Annotated in this window: 1 protein-coding gene; it reads right to left on the bottom strand. The window is 64.1% G+C overall.

Going from position 1 to position 719, the window contains the following annotated elements; all coding sequences use genetic code 11:
• Window positions 1–719, bottom strand: a 719-nt coding sequence (locus I0P70_RS21645; protein WP_196121137.1) for a UDP-glucose/GDP-mannose dehydrogenase family protein, incomplete at both ends; no start/stop codon positions are given.

The raw sequence follows: 719 nt of genomic DNA, 5'->3' as shown, positions 1-719 counted from the left end.
TTGTTGCCGATGCGGGCGTCCGAGCCGATGCCGCGGCGCACCATGTTCACGTCGGCGCCCATGATCTCGCACAGGTTGGCGATGTCGTTCATGAACGAGATCTTGGTGGCCAGCATGGCGTTGGCCGCGTACTTGGTCATCTCCGCCGAGGGGATGTCCATGAATATCAAGGGGTGGCCGTTCATCAAAAACGGCTTGTAGAGCTTTGACATCACCTGCTCGGCGCGCTCTGAGTCCACGCCCACCACGATGCGGTCGGGCTTGAGGAAGTCGTCGATGGCGGCCCCCTCCTTCAAAAACTCGGGGTTGGAGGCCACGTCGAAGGCGATGTCCTCGCCGCGGGCCTCGAGCTCCTCCCGGATGGCCTGGCGCACCTTGCCCGCCGTGCCCACCGGCACGGTGCTCTTGGTCACCACCACCAGGTAGTCACTCATGGAGCGGCCGATCTCGCGGGCCACGGCCAGCACGTACTTCAGGTCGGCAGAGCCGTCCTCGCCCGGGGGCGTGCCCACGGCGATGAAGGCCACTTGGCAGCCCTGCACACTGTCGGCAAGGCTGGTGGAGAAGGAGAGGCGCTCTTTCTGGGCGTTGCGCGTCACCATCTCCTCCAGGCCGGGCTCGTATATGGGCAGGATGCCCTGCTTGAGGTTGTCTATCTTCTTGGAGTCGATGTCGATGCAGGTCACGTCGATGCCCACCTCGGCAAAGCAGGTGCCCGT

Origin of the sequence: Pontibacter sp. FD36 (assembly GCF_015686655.1) — a bacterium.
GTDB lineage: Bacteria > Bacteroidota > Bacteroidia > Cytophagales > Hymenobacteraceae > Pontibacter.
This window is presented reverse-complemented; position numbering and strand designations above follow the sequence as displayed.